This is a genomic window from Pseudonocardia sp. NPDC046786 (assembly GCF_040645415.1).
Classification (GTDB): domain Bacteria; phylum Actinomycetota; class Actinomycetes; order Mycobacteriales; family Pseudonocardiaceae; genus Pseudonocardia; species Pseudonocardia kongjuensis.
In genome coordinates this window covers 305,377-324,986 of the sequence record NZ_JBEYYF010000003.1, presented here as the reverse complement: position 1 = coordinate 324,986, position 19,610 = coordinate 305,377, and the positions used below count along the sequence as shown (strand labels likewise).

17 protein-coding genes are annotated in these 19,610 nt (G+C 74.7%); 10 read left to right on the top strand and 7 right to left on the bottom strand.

The genetic code is table 11. The annotated features are described in order from the left end of the window. Positions 1-63 precede the first annotated feature (63 nt). The gene (locus ABZ881_RS05385; RefSeq protein WP_358481996.1) at positions 64-801 is read left to right on the top strand and encodes a GntR family transcriptional regulator; all 738 of its coding nucleotides are present in this window, start codon (positions 64-66) and stop codon (positions 799-801) included. A gap of 11 nt (positions 802-812) precedes the next feature. On the opposite strand, the gene ABZ881_RS05380 is transcribed toward ABZ881_RS05385, so the two are convergent. Both ABZ881_RS05380 and ABZ881_RS05375 read right to left on the bottom strand, forming a co-directional pair. Beyond that, positions 813-1,550, bottom strand: coding sequence for an IclR family transcriptional regulator (locus ABZ881_RS05380; RefSeq protein WP_358481995.1), 738 nt, complete (start codon positions 1,548-1,550; stop codon positions 813-815). Next, complete coding sequence (locus tag ABZ881_RS05375) at positions 1,550-2,944, bottom strand: SLC13 family permease (protein ID WP_358481994.1); 1,395 nt, start codon at positions 2,942-2,944, stop codon at positions 1,550-1,552. The genes ABZ881_RS05380 and ABZ881_RS05375 overlap by 1 nt, the downstream gene beginning before the upstream one ends. A 153-nt stretch (positions 2,945-3,097) precedes the next feature. On the opposite strand from ABZ881_RS05375, the gene ABZ881_RS05370 reads away from it, so the two are divergent. The 3 genes from ABZ881_RS05370 to ABZ881_RS05360 are packed head-to-tail and all read left to right on the top strand — an operon-like array spanning position 3,098 to position 8,038. Further along, complete coding sequence (locus ABZ881_RS05370; RefSeq protein ID WP_358481993.1) at positions 3,098-4,264, top strand: aminotransferase class V-fold PLP-dependent enzyme; 1,167 nt, start codon at positions 3,098-3,100, stop codon at positions 4,262-4,264. 50 nt (positions 4,265-4,314) lie between these two features. Beyond that, entirely contained in the window at positions 4,315-7,269 is a 2,955-nt protein-coding gene (locus ABZ881_RS05365; RefSeq protein ID WP_358481992.1) for an FAD-linked oxidase C-terminal domain-containing protein, read from the top strand. Between the two features lie 4 nt (positions 7,270-7,273). After that, entirely contained in the window at positions 7,274-8,038 is a 765-nt protein-coding gene (locus ABZ881_RS05360) for a fumarylacetoacetate hydrolase family protein (RefSeq protein ID WP_358481990.1), read from the top strand. Between the two features lie 15 nt (positions 8,039-8,053). On the opposite strand, the gene ABZ881_RS05355 is transcribed toward ABZ881_RS05360, so the two are convergent. Continuing rightward, entirely contained in the window at positions 8,054-9,223 is a 1,170-nt protein-coding gene (locus ABZ881_RS05355) for a glycosyltransferase family 4 protein (protein WP_358481989.1), read from the bottom strand. A 147-nt stretch (positions 9,224-9,370) separates the two neighbouring features. On the opposite strand from ABZ881_RS05355, the gene cobF reads away from it, so the two are divergent. The 4 genes from cobF to ABZ881_RS05335 all read left to right on the top strand — a co-directional run bounded on the left by cobF (position 9,371) and on the right by ABZ881_RS05335 (position 14,327). Continuing rightward, positions 9,371-10,168, top strand: a complete 798-nt coding sequence (cobF, locus tag ABZ881_RS05350) for a precorrin-6A synthase (deacetylating) (protein WP_358481988.1) — start codon at positions 9,371-9,373, stop codon at positions 10,166-10,168. Positions 10,169-10,179: 11 nt separating this feature from the next. Continuing rightward, the gene (mptB, locus tag ABZ881_RS05345) at positions 10,180-11,622 is read left to right on the top strand and encodes a polyprenol phosphomannose-dependent alpha 1,6 mannosyltransferase MptB (RefSeq protein WP_358481987.1); all 1,443 of its coding nucleotides are present in this window, start codon (positions 10,180-10,182) and stop codon (positions 11,620-11,622) included. A gap of 135 nt (positions 11,623-11,757) precedes the next feature. Further along, on the top strand, positions 11,758-13,293 hold the full coding sequence (gene lnt, locus ABZ881_RS05340; protein WP_358481986.1) for an apolipoprotein N-acyltransferase: 1,536 nt from the start codon (positions 11,758-11,760) through the stop codon (positions 13,291-13,293). Positions 13,294-13,355: 62 nt separating this feature from the next. Then, positions 13,356-14,327: an SDR family NAD(P)-dependent oxidoreductase gene (locus tag ABZ881_RS05335; protein WP_358481984.1), complete on the top strand. Its 972-nt coding sequence runs from the start codon at positions 13,356-13,358 to the stop codon at positions 14,325-14,327. On the opposite strand, the gene ABZ881_RS05330 is transcribed toward ABZ881_RS05335, so the two are convergent. Continuing rightward, positions 14,317-14,907, bottom strand: a complete 591-nt coding sequence (locus ABZ881_RS05330) for a helix-turn-helix domain-containing protein (protein ID WP_358481982.1) — start codon at positions 14,905-14,907, stop codon at positions 14,317-14,319. The two genes, ABZ881_RS05335 and ABZ881_RS05330, sit on opposite strands and share 11 nt — an antisense overlap. Before the next feature lie 151 nt (positions 14,908-15,058). Between ABZ881_RS05330 and ABZ881_RS05325 the strand changes: the two genes are divergently transcribed. Then, positions 15,059-15,589, top strand: a complete 531-nt coding sequence (locus ABZ881_RS05325; RefSeq protein WP_358481980.1) for a DUF5709 domain-containing protein — start codon at positions 15,059-15,061, stop codon at positions 15,587-15,589. A gap of 70 nt (positions 15,590-15,659) precedes the next feature. Here the strand turns inward: ABZ881_RS05325 and ABZ881_RS05320 are convergent, their stop codons facing one another. Together ABZ881_RS05320 and ABZ881_RS05315 are read right to left on the bottom strand one after the other, a co-directional pair. Beyond that, the gene (locus ABZ881_RS05320; RefSeq protein ID WP_344018549.1) at positions 15,660-16,070 is read right to left on the bottom strand and encodes an SsgA family sporulation/cell division regulator; all 411 of its coding nucleotides are present in this window, start codon (positions 16,068-16,070) and stop codon (positions 15,660-15,662) included. A 259-nt stretch (positions 16,071-16,329) separates the two neighbouring features. After that, positions 16,330-17,028 (bottom strand): hypothetical protein, encoded by a 699-nt coding sequence (locus tag ABZ881_RS05315; RefSeq protein ID WP_358481978.1) that lies wholly within the window; start codon positions 17,026-17,028, stop codon positions 16,330-16,332. A gap of 179 nt (positions 17,029-17,207) precedes the next feature. Here ABZ881_RS05315 and ABZ881_RS05310 point away from each other — a divergent pair, with 179 nt between their 5' ends. Next, positions 17,208-18,905: an AMP-binding protein gene (locus ABZ881_RS05310; RefSeq protein ID WP_358481977.1), complete on the top strand. Its 1,698-nt coding sequence runs from the start codon at positions 17,208-17,210 to the stop codon at positions 18,903-18,905. Positions 18,906-18,927: 22 nt separating this feature from the next. Here ABZ881_RS05310 and ABZ881_RS05305 read toward each other — a convergent pair whose 3' ends face one another. Continuing rightward, the gene (locus ABZ881_RS05305; RefSeq protein ID WP_358481975.1) at positions 18,928-19,569 is read right to left on the bottom strand and encodes a flavin reductase family protein; all 642 of its coding nucleotides are present in this window, start codon (positions 19,567-19,569) and stop codon (positions 18,928-18,930) included. Positions 19,570-19,610 lie beyond the last annotated feature (41 nt).

Sequence of the window (19,610 nt, the reverse complement as noted above, 5' to 3'; positions counted from 1 at the left end):
GCGGGCCGCCGCGACGACCTGCTATACGGTATACGGAGAACTGTCCGATTCGAGGTGGTGACCATGACCGCGGTGCAGTCCGGGCTGTCGGGGCGGATCGTCGCGCCGCCGAGCATGGCCGACCTGGCGACCGACGCGATCCGGGCGATGATCTTCTCCGGCGAGCTCGCCCTCGGTGACCGGCTGGTCGAGGCCCGGCTCACCGAGCGGCTCGGCGTCTCCCGGCCGCCGCTGCGCGAGGCACTGCAGCGGCTCGGCCACGAAGGGCTCGTCGTGTCGCACCCGCGGCGCGGCGCCTCCGTCCGCATGCTGAGCAGGCACGACGTCTACGAGATCGTGACGCTGCGCGAGGAGCTCGAGTCGATCGCCGTCCGGCTCGGGATCCCGGTGCGCTCGCCGGCCCGGCTGGCCCGCTGCCACGACGCGCTGCGCGCCTTCGACCGGACCGCCCGCGAGGCCGACGAGAGCCGGTTCCTGCAGCGCAAGTTCGACTTCCATCTCGCCGTCGTCGATCTCGCCGGGCACTCCCGGCTGACCGACGCCTACCGCGCGCTGTCCTCGCAGCTGCAGCTCTGCATGGCACTGAACCGGACCGCGCGGCGGGACCGGGAGAGCCTGCTGGAGAACGTCGAGCGGCACCGCGAGCTGCTGGCCGTGATCGAGGACGGCGACCCGCAGGCCGTGCAGCGGGCGCTCACCGAGCACGGTCACGGGTCGTTCCTGCTCGACGTCGTCGACCAGCTCGACGGCGGCAGCCCGGAGTCCGAGGAGTGGCTCGCCCGGCGCCGCGGCACCGGCTGACCCGGCCGGGTTCACCCGAACCGCCCGGCCAGCCGGGCCGCCGCCGCGCGCAGCAGCACGGCGGCCTCGTCGGTGCGGTCGGCGGAGAACCGGCTGGTCGGCCCGGACACCGAGAGCGCGGACGGGCTCGGCGCGCCCGGCACCGGCACCGCGACGCAGAACACGCCGTCCTCCTGCTCCTCGGCGTCCACCGCGTGCCCGATCAGCCGGACCACGTCCAGCTCGTCGAGCAGCGTCCCGACGTCGACCACGGTGTGCCCGGTCTGCCCCGGCATCCCGGCGGTCTCCAGCAGCCGCCGGGCCTGTACGACGGGCAGCTGCGCGAGCAGCGCCTTGCCCACCCCGGTGCTGTGCAGGAACACCCGCCGCCCCACCTCGGTGAACGTCCGCATCGAGTGCGGGGACGGCACCTGCGCGGTGTAGACGGCCCGCTCGCCGTCGAGTACCGCCATGTTCGCCGTCTCGCCGATCCGCTCGGCGAGCGACCGCAGATCGGTCCCCACCCGCGCGCCCAGCACCTCCGACGCCCGGTCGCCGAGCCCGATCAGCCGCGGACCGAGGGTGTAGCGGCGGTCGGACAGCTGATGGACGTGGCCGAGATCGACCAGCGTCCGGACGAGCCGGTGGATGGTCGGCAGCGGCAGCCCGGAGGTCTGGGCCAGCTCGCTGACCGAGAGCCCGCCACCCGCCCCGGCCAGCAGCTCCAGGATGCCGAACGCGCGGGCGACGGACTGGACCCCGCTCGCCATCAGCCCCAGCCGGGCACGACGAAGATCAGCCAGCTGAGCAGCGGCGCGACGGCGCACATGCTGAAGCCCCAGATCATCAGGCCGCGGAACACCCGGTCGGTCTGCTCGGCCGGCGCGTTCGCCACGACCAGCGCGCCGCTGGTGGAGAACGGCGACGAGTCCACCACCGACGACGAGATCGACAGCGCGATGATCAGCCCGATCGGGCCGATCTCGCCGGCCAGCAGGAAGGGCACGGCCAGCGGGATCAGCGCGCCCAGGATGCCGGTGGTCGAGGCGAACGCGGAGACGATCGCGCCGATCAGGCAGATCAGGATCGCCGCGAACAGCGGAGCGCCGATCCGGGTCACCAGGTTGCCGAGCCAGTCGATCGTGCCGACCCGTTCCATCAGGGCGACGAACGTGACGATCCCACAGATCAGCAGCACCGTCGGCCACGCGACCTGGCCGACCGCCGCCTTCGCCGAGGCCGGCGAGATCAGGGACAGCACCACCGCGACGGTCAGCGCGGTGAACCCGACGTCCAGGCCGAACGCCAGTGCGCCGACGGCCAGGAACACCAGGCCGAGCACGGTCAGCACGTGGTCGCGCTCCAGCGGGAGGTGCTCCGGCTCGGCGGTGCCACCGGAGCCCGCGGTGCCGGTGCCGCTCCTGCCGCCGCTGCCGCCGGTCGTGGTGGACGTCCGCGAGTGCCCGACGGCCCCGCCGCCGAGCGCCACCGAGGTCCCGGGCTCCGCGGCGACCGCGATCCGGCCGGAGCCGCCGAGTGCGGCGTTCTCCGCCGAGCGGCGCAGTAGCTCGCGCCCGCCGAACAGGAGGAACACCACGATGCTCAGCGCCAGGTTGAACACGAACGACGACACGAACAGCAGGCCCGGGTTGCTCGGCAGCCCGTTCCGGCTGACCACCCCGTTGACGATGCTGCCGAAGATGCTGATCGGCGAGAACCCGCCCGCGCTCGCCCCGTTGATGATCAGCAGGCCCATCAGCATCGGGTTGATCCGGTAGCGCAGGGCGAAGCCCATCCCGATCGGCGCGATGATCGCGACGGCCGCCGGGACCACCGCACCCGCCGCCGTGAGCACCGCGGTGACGCCGAACATCACCCACGGGATCAGCGCGATCCGGCCGCCGACGGCGCGCACCGCGAGCTGGACGAGCCGGTCGACGGTGCCGTTCCCCTTCGCGATCGCGAACAGGAACGTCACCCCGACCAGGATGACGAACAGGTCCCCGGGGAAGCCGCCGACGATGTCGTCGGTGTCCTCGCCGACGAACGCCGTGCCGACCACGAAGGCCGCGACGAAGGCCAGCGCCCCCATGTGCACCGGCAGGACCGTCGCTATCAGGAACACCAGGCCGAGGGCCACGACGGTGATGAGTTCGATGGACATCTTGATCCTCTGTGGTCGGCGTTGACGCAGTCAGGGTTCAGGGATGTTCGGGACGATCCGTATCGACGGCAGACTGTAGACGGTATACCGTCGATTGCGCGAGACCCGGTTTCCGTGATGCGGAACCGCGGGCACCGAGCGTGGAGGGGAACCATGACGTACGCAGCCGGCAGGCACTTCCTGCAGATCCCGGGGCCGACGAACGTGCCGGACTCGGTGCTCCGCGCGATGTCGGCGGCCACGATCGACCACCGCGGCCCGGAGTTCGGCGAGCTCGGGGCCCAGCTGCTGCGCGACGTCCGGCCGGTCTTCGGCACCACCGGCCCGGTCGTGATCTACCCGGCCACCGGCACCGGCGCCTGGGAGGCCGCGCTGGTCAACACGCTCAGCCCGGGCGACGCGGTGCTCACCTTCGAGACCGGGCACTTCGCCACGCTCTGGCAGGACATGGCCCGCGGCCTCGGGCTGGAGGTCGACTTCGTCCCCGGCGACTGGCGGCACGGCGCCGATCCGGCGGTCGTCGCCGAGCGGCTCGCCGCCGACACCGCGCACCGGATCCGGGCGGTCTGCGTGGTGCACAACGAGACCTCCACCGGCGTGACCAGCCGGATCCCGGAGATCCGGGCGGCCATCGACGCCGCCCGCCATCCGGCGCTGCTGCTCGTCGACACCATCTCCTCGCTCGGCTCGATCGACTACCGGCACGACGAGTGGGGCGTCGACGTCACCGTCGCGGGCTCGCAGAAGGGCCTGATGCTCCCGCCCGGGATGAGCTTCAACGCGATCAGCGCGAAGGCGCTCGACGCCTCGCGCACCGCCCGGATGCCCCGGACGTTCTGGGACTGGGGCCCGATGCTCGCCGCGAACGAGCGCGGCTACTTCCCCTACACGCCGAACACCAACCTGCTCTACGGCCTGCGCGAGGCGCTGCGGCTGCTCGACGACGAGGGCCTGGAGAACGTCTTCGCCCGGCACCTGCGGCACGCCGAGGCCACCCGCGCCGCCGTGCGCGGCTGGGGACTGGAGGTGCTCGCCCTCGACGAGCGCGAGTACTCCGCCGCGCTCACCGCGGTGCTGGTCCCGGACGGCGTCGACGCCGACAAGGTGCGCGCGGTGATCCTGGACCGGTTCGACATGTCGCTCGGCGCCGGGCTGGGCCGGCTCGCCGGGCGGGTCTTCCGGATCGGGCATCTCGGCGCGTTCAACGACCTGACGCTCGCCGGGACCCTCGCCGGCGTCCAGATGGGGCTCGGCCTGGCCGGCGTCGAGGTGGACGGGCGCGGGCTGGACGCCGCGCTGGAGGTCCTGCAGCAGTCCTGAACCCGGGCCGGCCCGCCCGCACACGCACCGTCGCGAGAGGAACGCCCCGCATGACCGCCGAGCTGACCGGCACCACCACCCGGCCCGCCACCGCCGTCCCCGGCCTGGAGCAGACGCTGCGCTCCCGGCTCGCCGGGGAGGTCGCATTCGACGACTACAGCCGCCACCTGTTCTCCCGGGACGCCAGCATGTATGCGATCACGCCGCTCGGCGTGGTCTTCCCGCGCACCCACGACGACGTCGCCGAGGCCGTCCGGATCGCCGGCGAGTTCGGCGTACCGGTCGTCCCGCGCGGCGCCGGGACCAGCCTGGCCGGGCAGACCGTCGGCCCCGGCATCGTGCTGGACACCTCCCGGCACCTGAACCGGATCGTCGAGATCGACCCGGCGGCCCGCACCGCCGTCGTCGAGGTCGGGGTGGTGCAGGACCAGCTCAACCGGGCCGCCGCCGAGCACGGGCTGATGTTCGGGCCGGACACCTCCACCAGCAACCGGGCCACCATCGGCGGGATGGTCGGCAACAACTCCGCCGGCAGCGGCTCGCTGACCTTCGGGATGACGATCGACCACGTCCGGGCGCTCGACGTGGTGCTCGCCGACGGGTCCACCGCCCGCCTCGAACCGGTCGACGAGGCCGAGCGGCTGCGCCGGGCCGCGGCCGACACCCTGGAGGGCCGGATCCACCGCGAGCTGCCCGCCCTGGTCGCGGCGAACGAGCAGGCGATCGCCGAGGGCATGCCGCTGTTCTGGCGGCGGGCCTGCGGCTACCGGCTGGACCGGCTGGCCGGCCACGGCGGGGCGAGCCCGTTCGACCTGGCGAAGTTCGTCGTGGGCGCGGAGGGGACGCTGGTGGTGGCCACCCGCGCCGTGGTCGATCTGGTGCCGAAGCCGAGGCGGACGGTGTACGCGGTCGGGCACTTCGCGACCGTGCACGGCGCGATCTCGGCGACCCTGGACGCGCTGAGCTGCGCGCCGCACCAGGTCGAGATGATGGACAGGACGATCCTCGACCTGTCCCGGCAGAAGATCGAGTACGCCGACCTGGGCAACCATCTGGTCGGGGACCCGGCGGCGCTGCTGTTCGTGTCGTTCTCCGGCGACGACGAGCCGGAGCTGGTCGCGAAGCTGGACGCGCTGACCGCGCTGTGGGAACGGCACGGGCACGGCTACCACACGCTGCGGCTGGTCACCCCGGCCGAGCAGGCCGCGCTGCTGAAGGTGCGCAAGTCCAGCCTCGGGCTGCTGATGGCGGCCGGCGAGGGGACCCGCCGCCCGCTGGCCTTCATCGAGGACACCGCCGTCGCCCCCGAGCACCTGGCCGAGTACACAGAGCGGTTCGCCCAGATCCTCACCGAGCACGGCCTGGAGGCCGGGTTCTACGGGCACTGCTCGGTCGGCTGCCTGCACATCCGGCCGTTCGTCGATCTCACCGATCCCGAGCAGGTCGAGACGATGCGGGTGGTCGCCGAGAAGATCAAGAACCTGGTCGCCGAGTACGGCGGCGTGAACTCCTCCGAGCACGGCGACGGCCTGGCCCGCTCCGAGTTCAACCGGGAGATCTTCGGCGACCGGCTCTACGAGGCGATGCGGCAGGTCAAGGCGCTGTTCGACCCGGCGGGCGTGCTGAACCCCGGCAAGATCGTGGACGCCCCGCCGATGACCGACAACCTGCGCGACCGGGACGCGCTGCCGCCCGCCCCGCCGCTGACCACGGCGCTGTCGTTCGAGGTGATCGGCTCCGGCTCCGCGTCGGGGATGCGCGACGCCGCCGACCGGTGCATGAACATCGGGCTCTGCCGCAAGACGACCGCCGGGGTGATGTGCCCGTCGTACCAGGTCACCCTGCAGGAGGAGCACTCCACCCGGGGCCGGGCGAACGCGCTGGTCAAGGCGCTGTCCGAGCCGGACCCGGCGGCCGCGCTGGGCGACGAGCGGCTGCACGAGATCCTCGATCTCTGCCTGATGTGCAAGGCGTGCAAGAGCGAGTGCCCGATGGGCGTCGACATGGCGTCGCTGAAGTCCGAGGCGCTGCACCAGCAGCACGCCCGGCACGGCACCCCGCTGCGGTCGCGGCTGTTCGGGGCGATCCGGACGCTGAACCGGCTGGGCGCGGCGACCGCCCCGCTGTCCAACCTGCCCGGCCGGATCGGCTTCCTGCGCCGGATCATGGAACGCACCGTCGGGATCGCCGCGGCCCGGCCGCTGCCCCGGTTCGTCCGCGACGACCTGGTCCGCTGGCAGCGCGGGCGCCGCCCGGCGCCGGGCAGTGCCGGCACCGTCACCTGGCTCGCCGACTCCTTCACCACCTACACCGAGCCGCACATCGGCCGGGCCGCGATCGAGCTCCTGGAGTCCGCGGGCTGGGCCGTGCAGCTCGCCTCCGGTGGCTGCTGCGGCCGGTCCAGCCTGTCCAAGGGCCTGCTCGACGACGCCCGCCGCAAGGCGTCCGGGCTGGTCACCGCGCTCGCCAGGGATACCCTGCCGGGCTCGCCGATCGTCGGCTGCGAGCCGTCCTGCGTGTTCACCCTGCGGGACGAGACGATCGCGCTGCTCGGCGACTCGGCCGAGGCCGCGCAGGTCGGGGAGCGGGTCCGGCAGGTCGAGGAGCTGCTGGTCGAGGCGATCGATGACGGCCGGCTGGTGCTGCCGGAGCGGTCCGGGCTGAGCGGGCGACGGGTCGTCTACCACGGCCACTGCCACCAGAAGGCCGAGGTCGGCACCGCCGCGACGCTGGCGCTGCTGCGCCGGATCCCCGGACTGGACGTCGCCGAGATCGACTCGGGCTGCTGCGGGATGGCCGGCTCGTTCGGCTTCGAGGTCGAGCACTACGCGACGTCGATGGAGGTCGGCCGGGACCGGTTGTTCCCGGCGATCGAGGCCGAGTCCGCCGGCACCCTGGTCGCCGCCACCGGGGTGTCCTGCCGGCAGCAGATCTTCCACGGCGTCGGGCGGACCGCGTGGCATCCGCTGGAGCTGGTGCGCGACGCGCTGCGCGGGCAGGGCTGAACAGGTGCGGATCGTCCGGTTCGACGGCGACGGCGGGCCGGTGCGCACCGGCTGCGTCGAACCCGGTCCGGCGGGCCCGGCGGCCGGGATCGTGCGGGAGCTCGGCCGGTCCGGCCCGGGAGCGGTCGCCGGGCGGCTCGACGAGCTGCGGCTGGCCGCGCCCTGCGAGCCGCGCACCATCGTCTGCGTCGGTAGCAACTACCCGTGTCAGGTCGAGGAGAAGCGGCGGCCCTGGCCGGACCGGCCGGCGCTGTTCCTGAAGGCGCCGAACGCGGTCGTCGGGCCGGGGGAGCCGGTGCGGCACCCGCGCGAGGTGACCCGGCTGGAGTACGAGGGCGAGCTGGCGGTGGTGATCGGCACCCTGGCCCGGGACGTCGACGAGTCCGACGCGATGCGCCACGTCCTCGGCCTGACCTGTGCGAACGACGTCACCGCCGACGACTGGCGGGCCGACGGGCAGTGGACCAGGGCGAAGAGCGCCGACACCTTCTGCCCGCTCGGGCCGTGGATCGAGACCGACCCGGGCACCGGGCCGCTGACCCTGACCACCCGGCTCGGCGAGCAGACCGTGCAGTGCTCCGACACCGGCGCGATGATCTTCGACGTGCCCCGGATCCTGGCCTGGGTGACCCGCTGGATCACGCTGTCGCCCGGCGACGTCGTGCTCACCGGCAGCCCCGCCGGGGTCGGGCCGATGGCCCCCGGGGACCGGGTCACCGTGGAGATCGAGGGGATCGGCGCCCTCACCAACCCGGTCGTCCGGCGCTGATCCCGCCGCGACGGCTCAGCCGCCGCCCAGCGGCAGCACCGGCTCCGGCGCGTCCAGCTCGGCGGGCGCCGGGGCGTCGGCGTGCCCGAGCGCGCTGCGGTAGACCTCGTCGAGCGCGCGGGCCCACACCGACGCCTCGAACCGGTCCAGGAACCGGGCCCGGGCGGCGGCGCCGCGGCGGGCCCGTAGCTGCGGGTCGCGGGCCATCCGGACCAGCTCCTCGGCGATCCGGGACGCCGACACCGGGGTCAGCGCGCCGGTCTCCCGGGTGACGATCTCCGGGATCCCGCCGACCCGGGTCGCCACCGCGGGCGTCCCGGTGCCGTGCCCGAGCACCAGCCGGCGCGGCATCGTGTCGTGCCGGCTGGTGTGCAGCTGCACGTCCGCGACCTGCAGCAGCTCCACGAGATCGGTGTCCTTGCGGAACGCGACCCGCCCGGACAGCAGCTCGTCGCCGGCCACCCGGGACTCCAGCCACGGCCGCAGCGGGCCGTCCCCGCCGAGCACGACGGTCACCGGCTCGTCCGGCGGCAGCTCGGCGACGGCGTCGAGCAGCATGTCCTGGCCCTGCCCGCGGCGCATCGGCGCCACCGAGACGGCGACCACCTCGTTCTCGCCGACACCCAGCCCGTGCCGGAACCTCAGCGCCGCCTCGGGCGTCCCGACGCCGGGATCGGCGGCGCCGTCCGGGATCACCGACAGCCCTGCCGTCGATCCGGCGGCGGCCCGGTACCAGTCCCGCTGCAGCATCGACGTGGCGATGGTGCGGGTCATGAACCGCTTGCGGGCGAACGTCTTCGCGGTCCGCCGCAGGTGGTCGGCGCGGTCCGCGGGCTGGGCGTGGATGTGGTGCAGCGTCGAGATCGCCGGCACCCGCAGCCGGGCCGCGGCGGCCGAGCCGACGACGTCCGGCCGGAGCCCGTGTGTGTGCACCAGGTCCACCCCGTGCTCGCGGAACGCGCGGAGCACCTTCGGCACCGCCCGCGGGTCCCACGGGGCGACGTTCAGCTCCACGACGGGGGTGGCCGTCCGGTCGAGCCGGGCGGCGATGCCGGGCTGGTCGGTCGGTGTCAGCGCGACCACGACCAGGCCGTACCCGGCCGCGGGGCCCGCGGCCGCCAGGTCGGCGAGCGCGGCCGCCACGCCGCGCGGGTCGAGCGACTCGACCAGGTGTCCGATCTTCATCCTGCTTCGGCCTCCCGGGATGGATCTGGGATGTCGGTCGGCGGGGCACCGACACTACCGAGTGACAGCGGTCCGTGACGGCCGGGACGCTGCGCGTATCGGGGGAGGGGAGCCGGGCGGGGCCGGACCGTCGATTACCGTCGCAGCGTGCGCACGGTGCTGGTGATCGGGATCGGGGCGGGCGACCCGGAGCACCTGACGCTCCAGGCGGTCGACGCCCTGCGGCGGACCGACGTCGTGTTCGTGATCGACAAGGGCGACGTGAAGGACGACCTGCTCGCGCTGCGCACCGGGATCCTGCACCGGCACCGCCCGGACGGCGGGCACCGGGTCGTCGTCGCACCCGAGGTGGACCGCAACCGCGGCGCCGACGTGGTGCACGACGACGCGCGCTACCGCGACGTCGTCGTCGACTGGCAGGACCGGCGGGCCGAGCTCTACCGCACGATGCTGGAGACCGAGCTCGCCGACGGCGCGACCGGCGCGTTCCTGGTCTGGGGCGATCCGTCGCTCTACGACGGCACGCTGCGGCTGCTGGACCGGGTGCTGGCCGACGCGCCGGACGGCGACTGGCGGGTCCGGTCGATCCCCGGGATCTCCAGCGTCGCCGCGCTGGCCGCCGCGCACCGGCTGATCCTCAACCGGGTCGGCCGGCCGGTGCTGATCACCACCGGCCGCCGGATCGCCGATGGGCTGCCGGCCGACGTCGACGACGTCGTGGTGATGCTCGACGGCCGCACCGCGTTCGCGACGCTCCCGCCGGAGCAGCGCGCCGACCTGCACGTCTACTGGGGCGCCTATCTGGGCACCCCGGACGAGCTGCTGGTCGCCGGCCCGCTCGACGAGGTCTGCGACGAGATCCTGCGGGTGCGCGCCGCGGCCCGCGAGCGCAAGGGCTGGATCATGGACACCTACCTGCTCCGGCGGGGCGCCGAGGAGCGCTGAGACCGGCGGGCATGGGCGGCGACGCGACGGGGGCCGGTCCGCTGCGGTGGACCGGGTTCGCCGGTGCCGTGCTGCTGACCGGCGGCGCCTGGGCGCTGCTCGGCCCCACGCCGCCGGGCCCCGCGCTCGCCGCCGGCGTCGCCGGCACCGGCCTGCTGGTGGCGGCCTGGGCGCTGCTCGGCCGCCGGGTGCTGCGCGGCAGCCCGCCGACCGCCGGCTGGTCGCTCCGGACGCTGCTGCTCTGGGCGGCGCCGCTGCTCGTCGCGCCGCCGCTGTTCAGCCGGGACGTCTACAGCTACCTCGCGCAGGGCGAGATCGCGCACCGCGGGCTCGATCCGCATCTCGTCGGGCCGCGCGCGGCGCTCGGCACCGGATCCGGCATCGGGGCGCTGGTCGACGGGTACTGGCTGGACACCCCGTCGCCGTACGGGCCGCTGTTCACCACGGTCGCCCGGGCGGTCGCCGCGGTCGCCGGGGAGGGCCCGGTCGCCGGGGTCGCGCTGCACCGGCTCGCCGCGGTGGCCGGGCTGGTGCTGGTGGTCGTCGCGGTGCCCCGGCTGTGCGCGCTGTCCGGTGCGCCGCCCGCGGTCGCGATGTGGCTCGGCCCGGGGAACCCGCTGGTGCTGCTGCACCTGGTCGGCGGGGTGCACAACGACGCGCTGATGCTCGGGCTCGGGCTCGCCGGGACCGCGCTCGCGCTGCAGGCACTCGACGCGGACCGGGAGCGGATCGGTCCGGTCCGGCTCGGCGCGGGCGTGCTGCTGGTGTCGCTGGGCGCGCTGGTGAAGCTGCCCGTGCTGGCGGCGCTCGCGGTGGTCGGGACGGCGCTGGCCCGCCGCCGCGGCGGGACACCCATGGCGTTCCTGGCGGCCGGGCTCGCTGCCACTGTCGCGTTCGCCGTCGTCGCGGCGGTGACGTCGGTGCTCACCGGCGCCGGGTCCGGCTGGATCGGGTCGGTCGGCACCCCCGGCATGCTGTGGAGCTGGATGGCGCCGACCAACTGGGCCGGCTTCGCCGCGGGCGGGATCGGTGCGCTCGCCGGCGCCGACCTCACCGGCCCGGTGATCGCCGCCGGCCGGGCGGTCGGCACGGTGCTCACCGTCGCCGGGATCGCGTTCGTGCTGCACCGGCAGCTGCGCGGCCGGATCGAGCCGGTCCCGGCCTGCGGCGCCGTGTTCGGCCTGATCGTGCTGTTCGGGCCGGTGCTGCACCCGTGGTACCTGCTGTGGGCGGTGCTGCCGCTGGCCGCGTCCCCGCTGACGACCCGGGCCCGGGCCGGGGTCGCCGTGCTGTCCGGGGTGTTCGCGGTGCTGCTCCCGCCGCTCGCCGGGGACCACGGCGACCGGCCCGGGACGCTGGTCGCGGCCTACGCGACGGCCGCACTGGTCACCGGGCTCGCCCTGGCCGTGCTGCTGCGCCGGGAGCGGACACCGGCCGGGCCGGCCGCGGCCTGATGCGTCGGCCGGGCGTGATGCGCCGGCCGGACCGGCGGCGGTGTGATGCGCACCCCGGTGCGCCCGTCCGGCCCGGACGTCCCGGATCATGGGGGGCGTCGATCCCGGGGGACCCCCGGAGGAACGGATGAGCCGATGAGCGGTGTCGTGACCGGGCGTGCGGACGGCCCGTGGCGGGAGCGCCTGCGCGCGCTGCGGCACGTCCCGCTGCGGCACGCCGCCGCGCTCCCGGCCGGGGTGCTGCTGCACCTGTCCTTCCCGCCCCGGCTGCTCTGGTGGACGGCGCCGATCGCGTTCGCCCTGCTGTGGTGGGCGCTGCAGCGGACGACCGTGCGCCGCGCCGCGCTGGTCGGCTTCGTGTTCGGGCTGGCGTTCTTCCTGCCGCACCTGGTGTGGATCCAGGACTTCCTCGGCCGCGAGTTCGGGCCCGCGCCGTGGATCGGGCTGTCCGCGCTGATGGCGGTGTTCACCGCGGCGTTCGGGGCGGTCGTCCCGCTGCTGTGCCGCCTGCCCGGGGCGCCGCTGTGGGCGGCCGCGGCGTTCGTGCTGCAGGAGTCGCTGCGCGGCCGGATCCCGCTCAACGGGTTCCCCTGGGGCCGGGTGGCGTTCGGCCAGGTCGAGGGCCCTTACCTGCCGCTGGCCGCGTTCGGCGGCGCCCCGCTGGTGACCTTCGCGGTGGTCGCGACCGGGTTCACGGTGGCTGCGCTGCTCACCCGGCCGAGCGTGCTGCGGGCGGTGCCGGTGCTGGTGCTGGTGCTGGCCGTGATCGGGGTGCCCGCACCGCCGACCGACGCGCAGGACGGCACCCGCACCGTCGCGCTCGTCCAGGGCAACGCGCCGGATCTCGGCCTGGGCCTGCTCGGTGCGCGTGACCTACTGCGCCGCAACCACCTCACCGTCACCGCACAGCTCGCGGACGAGATCCGGGCCGGTACCGTGCCGCGCCCGGACCTCGTGCTGTGGCCGGAGGGCGCCACCGGCACCGACGGCACCGACCCGGCGATCGACCGCGCCGTCGCCGATCTCGGGGTGCCCACCCTGATCGGCGCGATGTACCGGGACGCGGGCGGCACCGAGAACGCCGTCGTCGCCTGGGGCCCGCGGACCGGGCCGGGGGAGCGGTACGCCAAGCAGGAGCTCGTCCCGTTCGCCGAGCGGATCCCGCTGCGGCCGATCGCCAGCCTGGTCACCCCGTTCGTCGACGTCCCCGACCTGGTGGCCGGGGACCGGCCGGGCCGGATCGATCTCGCGGACACCCGGCTGGGCGTCGGGATCTGCTACGAGGTCGCCTACGACCGGGTGCTCCGGGAGGCCGCCACGCAGGGCGCCGAGCTGCTGGTCGTCCCCACCGACAACGCCTGGTACGGCCCCGGCGAGATGACCTACCAGCAGCTCGCGATGGCCCGGCTGCGCGCCGTCGAGCACGGCCGGACGGCCGTCGTGCCGGCCCTGAGCGGGGTCAGCGCGGTCGTCCGGCCGGACGGCAGCGTCGCCCGCTCCACCGCGATGTACACCCCGGCGACGCTGGTCGAGCAGGTGCCGCTGCGCACCGACATCACCCCGGCCACCCGCTGGGGCGGCGTCGTGGAGGCCCTGTTCGTGGCCGCCGCGGCCGGGGGATGCCTGGCCGGGGCGGTGCGCCACCGCAGGCGCCGGGGCGGCGCGGGCTGAGCCGGGCGCGGGTCGGCGGGCGGGACCGGCCCGGCTGTGGTCGGATCGGACCCGTGTGCAGCGTGCTGGACACCGTACTCGACCGTGCCGTGGTCCCCGGCTACTCGCGGATCGGGTACCTGCTGCGCCGGCGCGGCTGGACCGGCCCGCGGGCCGATCCGCCGCGCGGCGCGCTGACCGGCCGGACCGCGCTGGTCACCGGTGCGGGCGGCGGGCTCGGCGAGGCCGTCGCGACCGGGCTGGTCCGGCTCGGCGCGACGGTGCACCTGCTGGTGCGCTCGGCGGACAAGGGCCGCGCCGCGCAGGACCGGATCCTGGCAGCCGTCCCCGGCCTGTCCCGGGACCGGTTGCCGGTGCAGATCTGCGACATCGGCGAGCTCGCCCGGGTGCGGTCGTTCGCGACCCGGTTCGCCACCGAGGTCGGCGCGCTCGACCTGCTGGTGCACAACGCCGGGCTGCTGCCCGACCGGCGCGCCGAGACCACCGAGGGCAACGAGACCACGCTGGCCGTGCACGTCCTCGGCCCGCTGCTGCTCACCCGGCTGCTGGCCGATCGGCTCGCCGACGGCGCGCAGCGGTCCGGCACCGACTCCCGGGTGATCGTCATGTCGTCCGGCGGGATGTACGCCCAGCCGCTGCGCGCCGACGACCTGCAGTTCGAGCAGGGCAGCTACGGCGGGACGGCCGCCTACGCGCGGACCAAGCGGATGCAGGTCGTGATGACCGGGCTGCTCGCCGACGAGCTGGCGCCCCGGAAGGTCACCGTGCACGCGCTGCACCCCGGATGGGCGGCGACGCCCGGCGTGACCGGGTCGCTGCCGCTGTTCGGGAAGCTGCTGGGGCCGCTGCTGCGCACCCCGGCGCAGGGCGCGGACACCGCGGTGTGGCTGGCCGCGACGCCGTCGTCGGAGATCGGGACCGGGCGGTTCTGGCACGACCGGGCAACGCGCCCGGAGCACTACCTGTCGCGGACCCGGGAGAGCGCCGCGGACCGGGAGCGCTTCGCCCGGGAGGTGGACCGGCTCACCGGGTGAGCGGCCCGTCGAGCAGCGCCGCCGCGGTCCGCCGGACGTGCACCAGCACGTCGGCCGGGTCGGACCGGCCGATCGAGCCGTCCGGCAGCAGCGGATGCACCAGGCTCAGCCCGAGCAGCCAGGCCAGCAGCAGCTCGGCCCGCAGCTCGGCGTCGGCGTGGTCGGCGGCGCCGGTCGCGCGGGCCGCGAACGCCGCGGTGAACGCACCGGCCAGCTCCACCCGCACGGCCGCCGCCGCCTCCGAGGTGCCCGCCGAGCGGACCACCGAGCCGAACAGGTCGTGCTCCGGCCCGTTGCCGCCGTCGAAGATCGACCGGATGGTGCGCTCCAGCAGTTCCTCCGGCGGGCCGCCGTGCAGCACCGCCAGCGCGCGTTCCGCGGCAACCCGGGCGAACAGCGCGTCCTTGCTGCCGAAGTAGCGGAACAGGAGCGCCTGGTTGACCCCGGCACGTTCGGCGATCGCCCGGACCGGGGTGCGGTCGTAGCCGTGCTCGGCGAACAGGTCCGCGGCCGCGGCGAGCAGCGCGCGCCGGGTGGCGTCGCCGGAACGCACCGGCGGGGCACCGGAGTCGGCGCTCACGGGCGGCCTCCTCTCCTGCAGGTCACGGTGATCAGGTGAGTGGACGGTAGCGCCCGTCCGGCGGCGCATGGCACTCCCGGTGCCCGGGTACGTGCAGTGCGACACCGCGACCGGTGAGTGCGAGACCCGAACCGAGGAGGACGTGGGACCCATGGCCGCAGGCGAGGAGAACGAGTTGCAGCCGGAGGCGCCGGACCTGGCGTCGGCGTTGCAGCTGGACACCGACGAGGCGCTGACCGGCCCGTCGGACAGCGATCCGCTGGACGCCGGCTACGTGCCGCCGGACCGTCCGTACGGGGTCGAGGAAAAGGCGGTGACGCCGGCCGGTGAGCGGGCCGGCGAGACGCTCGACGAGCGGCTCGCGAAGGAGGTCCCGGACGAGCTGTCCACGGCGGGGGCCGACCGCTCCGGGCGGCTGGTGAACGCGGCCGACTCGCCGGCCGGGCAGCCTGCGGTGGACGGCGCGGCGCACGACGTCGGTATCGACGGCGGGGCGGCCGGTGCGGAGGAGGCCGCCGTGCACGAGGCGGACCGCCTGATCGTGCCGGTGGTCGACGAGTCCCCGGCCGGTGACCCGGAGGTCAGCGCCCAGCTGGCGGAGGACGCCGACCGGGCCGACGAGGCCGCCGCGCACGCCGAGTGGGACGCCGACAACCATCCGGGCTGGGCCGACCGCGGCTGACCGGCGCCGGACGCCGTGCCGGCCCTGCTCGGGCAGGGCTGCTCAGACGGCGCCGCTCAGGGGGCGCCGCTCAGGCCGCGCTGCCGGTGAGCCGGGCGATCGCACCGTCGAGATCGAGGTGGTCGTTCTCCTCGCCGAGGTCGACGATCTCCAGCGTCGCCTCCACGAACTGGGCGAGCAGGTCGCGGTCGACCTCGAGGACCGCGGACCCGCCGTCCGAGCGGATCTCGATCTCGACGACGTCGTAGCCGTCGACCCGGCGCGGCGCCATCCGGATGTCGCCGATCCCGGTCGGCGTGGTCAGTCCCTCGATCACCAGGTCGCGGGCGACCAGCCACTCGATCCAGCGGTCGGCGGAGCGGCGCACCGAGAAGGAGATCGCGAACGGATCGGCCGCCCGGAACGCCCAGCGGCTCACGATCGGGGACGCCTGGCCGTGCAGCACGGTGAAGACGTCCTGCTGGATCGAGTCGCTGGTCATCCTGCTCGCCCTCCGAAAACCGTGCCCCGGACCGCCGTGTGTGCCGCGGTCTCACCAGGAACATCGCCGGGGAGCCCCTCGGCGCTGCACCTCGGGCGAGGATTCACCCGTTCGCGCCATCTGTCGTTCACGTCACGATACGGAAGTGGCACAGCAGGTCCAACGACCGGCTGGGCCGGAGGGGACGGCCCGGGTGGGTCGCCGGATCCGGTGACACCGGGTAGTTCCCCGCGGCGGCACGGCCGCACCGGTGCGGCGCTCAGCGCCGGGTGACGGCGGTGACCACCCAGATCCCGCCGGGGCCCCGGCGGACGGTCTGCTCCAGGGTGACGGTCGCCCGGGCGGCGGACCGGCCGTCGGCGACGTCGTAGTTGCCCGGGGCCAGCTCGGTCAGCTCGGGACTGCGGTACTCCAGCTCGGCACCGACGTAGGAGATCGCGACCTCCTGCGGGTCGAGCAGCCACGGGTCGCCGCCCCGGTCGGCCTGCTGCTGCATCCGTTGCGCGGTGTCGGCGTCGCCGGCCGGCCACATCGGGACGTCCTGCTCGGCGCGCGGTGCCTGCATCGCCTGCGGGGGCCCGGGGTGCCCGCCGGGCGGCGGCGCGGGCCGCGCGGTGTCCCCGGCCGGACCGGGCGCGCCGCCGGTGGGTCCGGATCCTGGTCCGGAGCCGGTTGCGGTCCCGGTCTCCGGCGACGGTTCCGGCACCGGTTCGGACGACGACCCGGACGACGCTCCGGACGTCGGCGGTGCGGATGGCTGCGGGCCGGGTGCCTGCGGCGCCCCGGGGAGCGCGGCGTTCCCGCACCCGACGAGCAGCACCACCAGCACCAGCAGGGCCAGCCCGACGAACGCGCCGCGCAGCATCACCCGCGGCCCGAACCTGGCCACCCGGATCCCGGCCGGGCGGCCCGGTGCGGCCCCGGCCGGCGTCACCTGCGGGAGGTCCGGTGCGGTCACGCGGGCACCCTACGACCGGGACGGCGCCGGACCGCGGAGGCGACGCCATCCCGTTCCGGTGATCGACGCCCGGCGGACGACCCGGCGGGACGAACGGTGCCGGTTGCCGCCGGAGTGATTAGGGTCGCCGGTGAACGACGGGGAGCGGCCCCGGCACGAGCCCGACGAGGTGCACGAGAATGGCGTCCGGTACCGCGGCGACGGAGAAGTTCATCGCAGCACGCGACTTCCTGCTCACCCATCGCGAGGACTACACCACCGCCTACCGGGACTTCCGCTGGCCGGAGCTCGAGGAGTTCAACTTCGCGCTGGACCACTTCGACGTCGTCGCCGCCGATCCGGAGCGCGGCGCGCGGCGCGCGCTCTGGATCGTCGAGCAGGACGGGTCGCAGGCGCACTGGACCTTCGCCGAGCTGTCCGAGCGGTCGAACCGGGTGGCGAACTGGCTGCGCGCCCAGGGCGTCGGCCGCGGCGACCGGATCATCCTGATGCTGGGCAACCAGCTGGAGCTGTGGGAGACGCTGCTCGCGGCGATGAAGCTCGGCGCCGTCGTCATCCCGGCGACGACCCTGCTCACCCCGGCCGACCTGCAGGACCGGGTGGACCGCGGCGCGGCCCGGCACGTCGTCGCGGCCGCGTCGGACACCGCGAAGTTCGACGGCGTCACCGGCGACTTCACCCGGATCGCGGTGCGCGGCGCCGTTGACGGCTGGCGCGACTACACCGGCGAGGCGTACGCCGCGGACGCGGAGTTCACCCCGGACGGCCGCACCGCCGCCGCCGACACGCTGCTGCTCTACTTCACCTCCGGCACCACGGCGAAGCCGAAGCTGGTGGAGCACACGCACACGTCGTACCCGGTGGGACACCTGTCGACGATGTTCTGGATCGGGCTGGAACCCGGCGACGTGCACCTCAACATCTCCTCGCCCGGCTGGGCGAAGCACGCCTGGTCGAACGTGTTCGCGCCGTGGATCGCCGAGGCGACGGTGCTGGTGATGAACTACGCCCGGTTCGACGCCGAGTCGGTGCTGGGCGTGCTCGACTCCTGCGGCGTGACCAGCTTCTGCGCCCCGCCGACGGTGTGGCGGATGCTGATCCAGGCCGACCTGTCGGTGCTGGCGACGCCGCCGGCCAAGGTGGTCGGGGCCGGCGAGCCGCTCAACCCGGAGGTCATCGAGCAGGTCGAGAAGGCGTGGGGGCTGCGGATCCGGGACGGGTTCGGGCAGACCGAGTCGTCGGTGCAGATCGGGAACTCGCCGTCGCAGCCGGTGAAGCCGGGATCGATGGGCCGGCCGATCCCCGGGTTCGTCGTGGCGCTGGTCGATCCGGCGACCGGCGAGGTCGGCGACGAGGGCGAGATCTGCCTGGACCTGGAGCACCGCCCGACCGGGCTGATGGTCGGCTACGCCGACGACCCGGAGCGCAACGCCGAGGCGATGGCCGGCGGCTTCTACCACACCGGCGACGTCGGGTCCCGGGACGCGGACGGTTACATCACCTACGTCGGCCGGGCCGACGACGTGTTCAAGGCCAGCGACTACCGGATCAGCCCGTTCGAGCTGGAGAGCGTGCTCATCGAGCACCCGGCGGTCGCCGAGGCCGCGGTGGTGCCGTCGCCGGACCCGGTGCGGCTCGCCGTGCCGAAGGCCTACGTGGTGCTCGCCGCCGGGCACGAGCCGACCGAGGCGACCGCCACCGACATCCTGCGGTTCGCCTACGACAACCTGGCGCCCTACAAGCGGATCCGCCGGCTCGAGTTCTTCGAGCTGCCGAAGACGATCTCCGGCAAGATCCGCCGGGTGGAGCTGCGCGGCCGGGAGAGCGAGATCCACTCCGACCCGCAGGCCACGGTCGGGACGGAGTACACGCTCTAGTGGGCCCGGCGGCGGCCGGCCGTCAGCCGTCGGAGTCGTTCGCGTAGTGGCCCGGCCAGTCGCGGTAGGGGATCCGGGTGATCTCCATGATCTCGCCGAGCCGGGACCACTCGTTGCGGCCGAGCCGGGCCAGCGGGGCGAGCCGGCGCACGTCGGGCAGCGAGTGGCCGCGCTCGTCGGTGGTGAACACGTCGTCGTCGATCGCAGCGTTCACCACCCGCCCGATCACGACGGTGGAGTTCCCGAGCTCGATCGCCGAGTGCAGCACGCACTCCAGCGCGACCGGGGACTCCGCCACCCGGCACGGGGCGACGGCGGTGCTCGGCTCCGCGGTCAGCCCGACCGAGGCGAACTCGCTGATCTCGGCCGGGAAGTCGGTGCCGGTGGCGTTGATCCTCTCGAACATCGGCTCGCCGGCCAGGCACACCACGAACTCCCGGGTCTCCGAGACGTTGCGCAGCGAGTCCTTCTTCCCGACCGAGGTGAACTGGACCATCGGCGGATCGACGCAGGAGACCGTGAAGAACGAGTGCGGTGCCAGGTTGTCGACGCCGTCGGCCGAGCGGGTGGACACCCACGCGATCGGGCGGGGGACGACGACGCTGGTCAGCAGCTTGTAGAACGGGCCGGCGCCCAGCTCGTCCGGCGTGTGGTCGGTGCGCATGGGGTGATCCTGCCTGCTCGGTGATCGGCGCGCCGACCTAC

Coding starts and splice junctions, on each gene's coding strand:
- ABZ881_RS05305 (WP_358481975.1), bottom strand. CDS start 19,569: ATGCGCACCGACCACACGCCGGACGAGCTGGGCGCCGGCCCGTTCTAC.
- ABZ881_RS05365 (WP_358481992.1), top strand. CDS start 4,315: ATGACCGCCGAGCTGACCGGCACCACCACCCGGCCCGCCACCGCCGTC.
- ABZ881_RS05375 (WP_358481994.1), bottom strand. CDS start 2,944: ATGTCCATCGAACTCATCACCGTCGTGGCCCTCGGCCTGGTGTTCCTG.
- mptB (WP_358481987.1), top strand. CDS start 10,180: ATGGGCGGCGACGCGACGGGGGCCGGTCCGCTGCGGTGGACCGGGTTC.
- ABZ881_RS05320 (WP_344018549.1), bottom strand. CDS start 16,070: ATGACCAGCGACTCGATCCAGCAGGACGTCTTCACCGTGCTGCACGGC.
- ABZ881_RS05310 (WP_358481977.1), top strand. CDS start 17,208: ATGGCGTCCGGTACCGCGGCGACGGAGAAGTTCATCGCAGCACGCGAC.
- ABZ881_RS05370 (WP_358481993.1), top strand. CDS start 3,098: ATGACGTACGCAGCCGGCAGGCACTTCCTGCAGATCCCGGGGCCGACG.
- ABZ881_RS05355 (WP_358481989.1), bottom strand. CDS start 9,223: ATGAAGATCGGACACCTGGTCGAGTCGCTCGACCCGCGCGGCGTGGCG.
- ABZ881_RS05380 (WP_358481995.1), bottom strand. CDS start 1,550: ATGGCGAGCGGGGTCCAGTCCGTCGCCCGCGCGTTCGGCATCCTGGAG.
- ABZ881_RS05385 (WP_358481996.1), top strand. CDS start 64: ATGACCGCGGTGCAGTCCGGGCTGTCGGGGCGGATCGTCGCGCCGCCG.
- ABZ881_RS05325 (WP_358481980.1), top strand. CDS start 15,059: ATGGCCGCAGGCGAGGAGAACGAGTTGCAGCCGGAGGCGCCGGACCTG.
- lnt (WP_358481986.1), top strand. CDS start 11,758: ATGAGCGGTGTCGTGACCGGGCGTGCGGACGGCCCGTGGCGGGAGCGC.